This is a genomic window from Mycobacterium sp. E1386 (assembly GCF_001672745.1).
In the GTDB taxonomy this organism is placed as follows: Bacteria; Actinomycetota; Actinomycetes; order Mycobacteriales; family Mycobacteriaceae; genus Mycobacterium.
In genome coordinates, this window is sequence record NZ_LZKH01000082.1 from 23,799 (window position 1) to 32,065 (window position 8,267).

The 8,267-nt window shown below is 66.4% G+C and carries 7 protein-coding genes and 2 pseudogenes; 4 read left to right on the forward strand and 5 right to left on the reverse strand.

Translation table 11 applies throughout. The features are described from left to right. Positions 1-46: 46 nt before the first annotated feature. The 4 genes from prcA to dop all read right to left on the reverse strand — a co-directional run bounded on the left by prcA (position 47) and on the right by dop (position 3,506). The gene (gene prcA / locus A5709_RS09410) at positions 47-817 is read right to left on the reverse strand and encodes a proteasome subunit alpha (RefSeq protein ID WP_067949684.1); all 771 of its coding nucleotides are present in this window, start codon (positions 815-817) and stop codon (positions 47-49) included. Next, entirely contained in the window at positions 814-1,689 is an 876-nt protein-coding gene (gene prcB / locus A5709_RS09415; RefSeq protein ID WP_068119620.1) for a proteasome subunit beta, read from the reverse strand. The genes prcA and prcB overlap by 4 nt, the downstream gene beginning before the upstream one ends. Then, complete coding sequence (locus A5709_RS09420) at positions 1,686-1,880, reverse strand: ubiquitin-like protein Pup (RefSeq protein ID WP_007170369.1); 195 nt, start codon at positions 1,878-1,880, stop codon at positions 1,686-1,688. Before A5709_RS09420 ends, prcB begins: the two co-directional genes overlap by 4 nt. Before the next feature lie 117 nt (positions 1,881-1,997). After that, on the reverse strand, positions 1,998-3,506 hold the full coding sequence (gene dop / locus A5709_RS09425) for a pup deamidase/depupylase (protein ID WP_067949688.1): 1,509 nt from the start codon (positions 3,504-3,506) through the stop codon (positions 1,998-2,000). Between the two features lie 87 nt (positions 3,507-3,593). Between dop and A5709_RS09430 the strand changes: the two genes are divergently transcribed. Then, positions 3,594-4,778 (forward strand): hypothetical protein, encoded by a 1,185-nt coding sequence (locus A5709_RS09430; protein ID WP_156768003.1) that lies wholly within the window; start codon positions 3,594-3,596, stop codon positions 4,776-4,778. A gap of 9 nt (positions 4,779-4,787) precedes the next feature. Continuing rightward, positions 4,788-5,429 (forward strand): hypothetical protein, encoded by a 642-nt coding sequence (locus A5709_RS09435; RefSeq protein WP_068119626.1) that lies wholly within the window; start codon positions 4,788-4,790, stop codon positions 5,427-5,429. Positions 5,430-5,522: 93 nt separating this feature from the next. On the opposite strand, the gene arc is transcribed toward A5709_RS09435, so the two are convergent. Then, positions 5,523-7,349: a proteasome ATPase gene (gene arc / locus A5709_RS09440; RefSeq protein WP_067949709.1), complete on the reverse strand. Its 1,827-nt coding sequence runs from the start codon at positions 7,347-7,349 to the stop codon at positions 5,523-5,525. A 310-nt stretch (positions 7,350-7,659) separates the two neighbouring features. Here arc and A5709_RS09445 point away from each other — a divergent pair. Together A5709_RS09445 and A5709_RS27365 are read left to right on the forward strand one after the other, a co-directional pair. Next, positions 7,660-8,184, forward strand: a pseudogene (locus tag A5709_RS09445) (hypothetical protein); the annotation flags it as partial. Positions 8,185-8,191: 7 nt separating this feature from the next. Further along, positions 8,192-8,267: pseudogene (locus tag A5709_RS27365) on the forward strand (hypothetical protein); the annotation flags it as partial.

Below are 8,267 nucleotides of genomic sequence, written 5' to 3' on the forward strand. Positions count from 1 at the left end.
GCGCTCGGTGTTCTGCCTGTAGCGAACACGAGGCGGTACGCGCGATTCAGCCCGCGGAGTCGCCGTTGGAATCCGGCGCTTCGCCATTGGTTTCCGGCTGCTTCGAATCCCCCTCGTGCAGCAGGTTTTCCAGGGCGGCCCGGTTGATCCGCCGGAATGCCCGCCGCGGCCGGTTGACGTCCAGGATGGCAACCTCCAGGCTGCCCACATCCGGAGAAAGATCGCCGTTGGAACCGTCCGCACTGCCGGCCCGTAACGCCTTCACGGCGATCTGCGTCGCGTCGCGCAGGTCCGCGTTCTCGGCGTAGGACTCCTTGAGCGCGCTGGTGATCGGCTCCGTCGTGCCGCCCATCACCACGAAATGCGGTTCGTCGGCGATCGACCCGTCGTAGGTGATGCGGTACAACTCAGGCGGTTTCGTCTCGCCGTAGTGCGCCACCTCGGCGACGCACAACTCCACCTCGTACGGCTTGGCCTGCTCGGTGAAGATGGTGCCCAAGGTCTGCGCGTAGACGTTGGCCAGCTGGCGCCCGGTGACGTCACGGCGATCGTAGGCGTAGCCCCGGGTGTCGGCGAACTGGATTCCGCCGCGCCGCAGGTTATCAAACTCGTTGAACTTGCCCGCGGCCGCGAAGCCCACGCGATCGTAGAGTTCGCTGATCTTCTGCAGGGACCGCGACGGGTTCTCCGCGACAAACAGCACCCCACCGGCGTAGACCAGCGCGACCACGCTCTTGCCGCGCGCGATGCCTTTGCGTGCGAGCTCGCTGCGCTCGCGCATCGCCTGCTCGGGCGAGATGAAATACGGAAAGCTCACTTCTCACCGCCATCGGGGCCGAAAGTATCTGCGCGCGAGCGACTTTCGATGACTTCGCGAGCCAGCTCGGCGATCCGACGCTCGGGCACCTCGGCCGCCCCTTCGGCGCCGATGGTGACCGCCGTCGGATAGATGCCGCGCACCAAGTCGGGTCCGCCGGTGGCGGAATCGTCGTCGGCGGCGTCGTACAGCGCCTCCACGGCCACCCGCACCGCGGAATCGGCATCGACGACTTGCGAGTACAACTTCTTGATCGACGACTTGGCGAAGATCGACCCCGAACCCACCGACTGGTAGCCCTCTTCTTCCACGTTCCAGCCGCCGGCGGCGTCGAACGAGACGATCCGGCCGGCACCCTCCGGATCGGGCGCGTCGATGTCATAGCCCGCCAGGAGTGGCAGGGCCACCAGGCCTTGCATGGCCGCGGCCAGGTTGCCGCGCACCATGATCGCGAGCCGGTTCACCTTTCCGGCGAACGTGAGCGGCACACCCTCGAGCTTCTCGTAGTGCTCGAGTTCGACCGCGTAGAGACGGGCGAATTCGACGGCGATGGCCGCGGTGCCCGCGATGCCCGTAGCGGTGTAGTCGTCGGTGACGTACACCTTTTTGACGTCGCGCCCGGCGATCATGTTGCCCTGGGTCGAGCGACGGTCCCCGGCGATGACGACGCCACCGGGATACTTCAGGGCCACGATGGTGGTGCCGTGCGGCAGCTGCGAGCCGGCCGCGCCGGCCTGCGCGCCGCCGAGGCTCGCCGGCAGCAGATCCGGCGCTTGGCGGCGCAGGAAGTCGGCAAACGACGACAGGTCTACGGCGGGGTTTGCCGGGAGTGGGGAGTTAGTGGACAGGCGGTCAGAGAAGGGCCAGGTCACTGTCCGCCCTTTTGGACGTATGCCCGGACGAAGTCTTCAGCGTTCTCTTCGAGGACGTCATCGATCTCGTCGAGCAGATCGTCGGTGTCCTCGGCTAGCTTCTCGCGGCGCTCCTGGCCCGCGGCCGTGCTGTCGGCGAAGTCGTCGTCGTCGCCACCACCACCGCCACGCTTGGTCTGCTCCTGAGCCATCGCCGGCCTCCTGCTTCATCTGAACTTGTCCAGCGGCTTGCTCGGTCCCTAAGCCACACTGCCCCGCTGGTATCTCTACCCTACCGGTCAACCCCGACGTTCCCCGGTCTAACCGGCTTAGCTGGTGAGTTGTTCCACCAGTTCGGCGGCGCTGTCCACCGAGTCCAGCAGCGCTCCGACGTGCGCCTTGCTGCCGCGCAGCGGCTCCAGCGTCGGAATCCGCACCAGCGAGTCGCCACCCAGGTCGAAGATCACCGAGTCCCAACTGGCCGCGGCGATGTCGGCGCCGAACCTGCGCAGGCATTCACCGCGGAAGTACGCGCGCGTGTCGGTCGGCGGGTTGTCCACGGCCTCCAGCACCTGATGTTCGGTGACCAGACGCTTCATCGAGCCGCGCGCGACGAGCCGGTTGTACAGGCCCTTGTCCAGTCGCACATCGGAATACTGCAGATCGACCAGATGCAGCCGCGGCGCCGACCAGCTGAGATTCTCCCGCTGCCGGAAACCCTCGAGCAGGCGCAGCTTGGCCGGCCAGTCGAGCACCTCGGCGCACTCCATCGGATCCCGCTCGAGTTGGTCAAGCACCTGCGCCCAGGTCTGCACAATGTCGGCGGCGCGGGGGTCGGGGTCGCGGCTGTCGACCAGCTTCGCCACCCGGTCCAGGTAAATCCGTTGCAGCGCAAGGGCGGTCAATTCGCGACCGTCGGCCAGCGCCACGACGGCCCGCAGGGACGGGTCGCGGCTGATCGCGTGAACCGCATGCACCGGCCGGGCCAGCACCAAGTCGCTCAGGTCGATCCCGTGCTCCGGGCCGACCTCGATCAGGTCCAGCACCAGCGCCGTCGTGCCCAGCTTCAGATACGTCGACGTCTCCGACAGGTTGGCGTCGCCGATGATGACGTGCAACCGGCGGTACCGGTCGGCGTCGGCGTGCGGTTCGTCGCGGGTGTTGATGATGCCCCGCTTGAGCGTGGTTTCGAGGCCGACCTCGACCTCGATGTAGTCGGAGCGCTGCGAGAGTTGGAAGCCGGGCTCGTCACCCGACGGACCGATGCCGACCCGGCCGGAGCCGGTCACCACCTGCCGGGACACCAGAAAAGGGGTCAATCCGGCGATGATCGACGAAAACGGCGTCTGCCGCGACATCAGGTAGTTTTCGTGCGCGCCGTAGGAGGCGCCTTTGCCGTCCACATTGTTCTTGTAGAGCTGCAGCTTGGCGGCCCCGGGCACGCTGGCGACGTGCCGGGCGGCGGCCTCCATCACCCGCTCGCCGGCCTTGTCCCAGATCACCGCGTCGAGCGGGTCGGTGCACTCGGGCGCCGAATACTCGGGGTGGGCGTGGTCGACGTAGAGCCGCGCCCCGTTGGTCAGGATCATGTTGGCGGCGCCCACCTCGTCGGCGTCGACCACCGGCGGCGGCCCGGCCGAACGGCTCAGATCAAAACCGCGGGCGTCGCGCAGCGGCGATTCCACCTCGTAGTCCCAACGGGTGCGCTTGGCGCGCTGGATGCCGGCGGCTGCCGCGTAGGCCAACACCGCCTGAGTCGAAGTGAGGATCGGGTTGGCAGTCGGGTCGGACGGCGACGAAATGCCGTACTCGACCTCCGTCCCGATAATCCGTTGCATCCGTTCAGCGTAGGCCGCGCGACGATCCGTCCTCGCGCAGGGGGAAATCCGCGGCGCGAGGTTGTTGCGCCACTAGGGTGAGCCGATGTGGACCCAACTCGGCGCCGCACGCCGGACCGCAGGCAGTCGGCCGCGGCTGAACAGTGGTTCTTAGCGCGTGGGTTGCCGTCGGTGCTGACCCGGCGGGGCCGGTGGCGGCGGCTATGGCCACGCGCGGCGCCGGTGCTGGCGGCGTACGCGACGCTGCAGGCCTGCATCCTGCCTGTGTATCTGATCACCGGCGGCCATGACGTCGAAATCACGGGCACACCAACGACTTCCGAATTGTTCGTGCTCGTCATCGTCGGCCTCAGCCTGCCGCTGATGGCGCTTGCGGGCTGGCTGGTGTCGCGGTCACGAAACGGGCGGGCACGCGCGACGATAGCGACGGCGTCGGTTGTGGTCGTAGCGTCCGTCGGGGTGGCGACCGGCGATGCCGCTCAACTGCCGCAGCAGGTCGCCGTCATTGCCGTCGTGCTGATCCTGACCGGCTTCGGCGTCGGTTCGGTGGTCGGCTGGGCGATGCGCATGATGTTGTCGCACTTCACGATGGTGGGCGCCCTGGCGGTCCGGGCGTTGCCCGTCGTGCTGCTCACCGCATTGGTCTTCTTCAACACCTACGTGTGGCTGATGGCCGCGACGATCAGCGGGAACCGGCTGGGACTGGCGATGGCGTTCCTGGTTTCCATCGCGGCGGCCTTCGTCATCTCCGCCACGGTCGAGCGGGTGCGGCCGATGCTCAAGTCGGCGGCGGTCCTGCCCAAAGACACCGAGCACCTAGCCGGCACGCCGTTCGCGGCGTTGACGGACAACCCGGACAGCGCCCCTTTGAAGAAGACGGAACGCCTCAACGTGGTGTTCGTTCTGGCCGCATCCCAACTGGCGCAGATCCTGGTGGTGGCAGTGGTCACCGCCACCATCTACCTGATTCTCGGCCTGATCGTGTTGAGCCCCGAACTGCTCAACGAATGGACCCACACCTACAAAAGCACCGCGACCGTGTTGGGCTTCACGCTGCCGGTCCCGGATTCGCTGGTGCACATGAGTCTTTTCCTGGGGGCCCTGACCTTCATGTACATCAGCGCCCGCGCGGCCGGCGACGCCGAATATCGGTCCACCTTCCTGGACCCGCTGATCGGTGACCTGCATGCCACGCTGATCGCCCGCAACCGCTACCGCGGCGCGGTCGTGCCGTCCGCGCTTGCTGTTGACGGCACCGACGGTAGTGACTAACTTCACCGTGTGTCCGCCCCCGAATCCGACCACGTCGGTAAACACGCGCTCGACCTGGCCGGAAAACGCTACGGCGAGGTGCTGCTGGTAACCGCCGGCGAGGCCGGCCCGCAGGCAACGGTCTACAACAGCTTCCCGCTCAACGACTGCCCGACCGAACTGTGGTCCGCGCTCGACCCACACGCCATCGCCGCCGAAAACGGTGTGGCCGCAGCGCTGCTCAACGGTCCGCGGTACTGGCTGATGAACGCCATCGAGAAAGAGGCCCCAGGTCCGCAGGTGACCAAGACCTTCGGCGGCATCGAGATGATCCAGCAGGCGACGGTCCTGTTGTCCTCGATGAATCCCGCGCCCTACATCCCCAACAAGGTCAATCGCCACACGGTCTTCGTCTTCAACGCCGGACAACAGATCTACGAACTCATCGACCCGCAGGGGCAGCACTGGGTGATGCAGACCTTGAGCCAGGTCGCCGACCCCAACCTGTCGCAAGCCGACCTGCCGCGCCTCGCCGACCGGCTCGACCTGCCGGCGGGGTGGACCTACCAGCCGCGTGTCCTCGCCGAGGAGCTGCGCGTGGACACCCGGACCCGCGCGGCCCAAGTGCTGCAGGACAATCTGACCAACAGCTACTCGCTGGTGACCGACTGACGGCTGCCAAAGCCGCCGAAACTTAAACCACGCACATCCGCCTCGGCGGGTCGCGTGCGTGGTTCAAGTGTCGCGGCGACGCGACTTAGAGCCCTACAGGTATTGGCCGAGGTTGGATTCGGTGTCGATGGCCCGCGATGCGCTCGAGCTCTTGCCGGTGACCAGCGTGCGGATGTAGACGATCCGCTCGCCCTTCTTACCCGAAATCCGTGCCCAGTCATCGGGGTTGGTGGTGTTGGGCAGGTCCTCGTTCTCGGCGAACTCGTCGACGATCGAGTCGAGCAGATGCTGGATGCGCAGACCCGGTTGCCCGGTCTCCAGCACCGACTTGATCGCGTTCTTCTTCGCCCGGTCGACGACGTTCTGGATCATGGCGCCGGAGTTGAAGTCCTTGAAGTACATAACTTCCTTGTCACCGTTGGCGTAGGTGACCTCCAGGAACCGGTTGTCGTCGATCTCGGCGTACATCCGCTCGACGACCTTTTCGATCATCGCCCGGATGCAGGCCGCGCGGTCGCCCCCGAACTCGGCGAGATCGTCGGCATGCACCGGCAGCGTCTCGACCAGATACTTCGAGAAGATGTCTTGTGCCGCTTCGGCGTCGGGGCGCTCGATCTTGATCTTCACGTCCAGGCGGCCGGGCCGCAGGATCGCGGGGTCGATCATGTCCTCGCGGTTGGAGGCACCGATCACGATGACGTTCTCGAGCCCCTCCACCCCGTCGATCTCACTGAGCAGCTGCGGGACCACCGTGGTCTCGACGTCGGAGGAGACGCCGGTGCCGCGGGTCCGGAAGATCGAGTCCATCTCGTCGAAGAAGACGATCACCGGTGTTCCCTCGGACGCCTTCTCGCGGGCCCGCTGGAAGATCAGCCGGATGTGCCGCTCGGTCTCGCCGACGAACTTGTTCAGCAGCTCCGGGCCCTTGATGTTGAGGAAGTAGGACTTCGCCTCGCGCGCGTCGTCCCCACGCACCTCGGCCATCTTCTTGGCCAGCGAATTCGCGACCGCCTTGGCGATCAACGTCTTCCCACATCCGGGCGGGCCGTACAGCAACACACCCTTGGGCGGGCGCAGCGCGTACTCCCGGTACAGCTCCTTGTGCAGGAAGGGCAGCTCCACGGCGTCGCGGATCTGCTCGATCTGGCGAGTCAGGCCACCGATGTCCTGGTAGCTGACGTCGGGCACCTCCTCCAACACCAGGTCTTCGACCTCGGCCTTGGGGATGCGCTCGAACGCGTAGCCCGCCTTGGTGTCGACCAGCAACGAGTCGCCCGGCCGCAACTTGCGCGGCCTGGTGTCGTCGTTGAGCGCGTCGGGGTGCCCCTCGGGCAGGTCCTCGGCCACCAGCGGCTCCGCCAGCCACACGATGCGCTCCTCGTCGGCGTGACCGACAACCAACGCGCGGTGCCCGTCGGCCAACAGCTCACGCAACGTGGAGATCTCGCCGACCGATTCGTAGGTGCCGGCCTCGACGACGGTCAGCGCCTCGTTGAGGCGAACCGTTTGACCCTTGCGCAACGACGCGACGTCGATGTTCGGCGAGCAAGTCAGGCGCATCTTGCGGCCCGAGGTGAACACATCGACGGTGTCGTCCTCGTGCGCGCCCAACAACACGCCGTAACCGCTCGGCGGCTGCCCGAGCCGATCGACTTCCTCCCGCAACGCCAGCAGTTGCTGGCGCGCCTCTTTGAGCGTCTCCATCAACTTCGAATTGCGGGCCGCAAGCGAGTCGATACGGGCTTCGAGTTGATGCACATCGCGCGCGGAGCGGGCACCACTCTGCCCGGCCGCATGCTCGAGTTGCTCGCGCAGCAGCGCTGCCTCGCGACGTAGTTCTTCCAATTCGGCAGCATCGCCGGGGGACATGCCTGACTCGCGGGGGGTACCGAATGATTCAGAACGCTCTGAGCCACCCATGTTGCGCTCCTTTCCCACACCGAATTGGCGCGGTGGATACTTCAAAGCTACCGGCGATTGACCAATGATGTGGGGAGTCAAATACCCACGAAAAGTTAAGATTTTTGTCTCGCTGGTAATCTCGGCCACTAATCTCGCTGATCGAAAGGGCCGCCGTGACCGCAAAAAGCCTCGCCACCGGCCCAGTCGGCTCAGCCGACGTCGGCGTGGCGAGCGCGGGTGTGAGTTCAGTTGCACCCGTTGGCCCGACCGCACGGCGGGTGCCCCTTTCGCGCAGCGCCCCAACCCCGCAGCCGGCCTGACCGACTGGATGCACCGACACCTGTCCGCAACGTTGAGCGCCGCCACCATCCTGGCGGCGGTCGGACTCTCGGGATGTTCGTCGCACCAGCAACCCCGAATCGCCTCCTCCGTGCCCGCGGCGGCCCCTGCCACGTCGAGCACGGTCGTCACCTCTCCGACTACCCCGCTGCCGACGCCTGAAGCCCTTACCGACATCTTGACCCGGCTCGTCGACCCGAACGTACCCGGTATCAACAAGGTGAGTCTGGTCGAGGGCGCCACCCCGGAGAGCGCGGACACCCTGGGCAAGTTCTCCAACGCGTTGCGCGACAACGGCTACCTCCCGATGACCTTCGTCGCCCACGACATCGCCTGGTCGGACAAGACCCCCGCCGACGTGGTGGCGACCATCGACGTCAACACGGCCCAACCGGCAAACGGCAGCTTCCACTTCCCCATGGAATTCACGCCCTTCCAAGGGGGTTGGCAGTTGTCCCGGCGAACCGGCGAAATGCTGTTGGCGATGGGCAAGTCGCCGGCCGCGACCCCGCCCCCCAACCCGGCACTACACGATGTCGCTCACGCCTGGCGCGGAGTTCCATACCCACCGCGGCTCGATCGCCCACGGCGCGATCG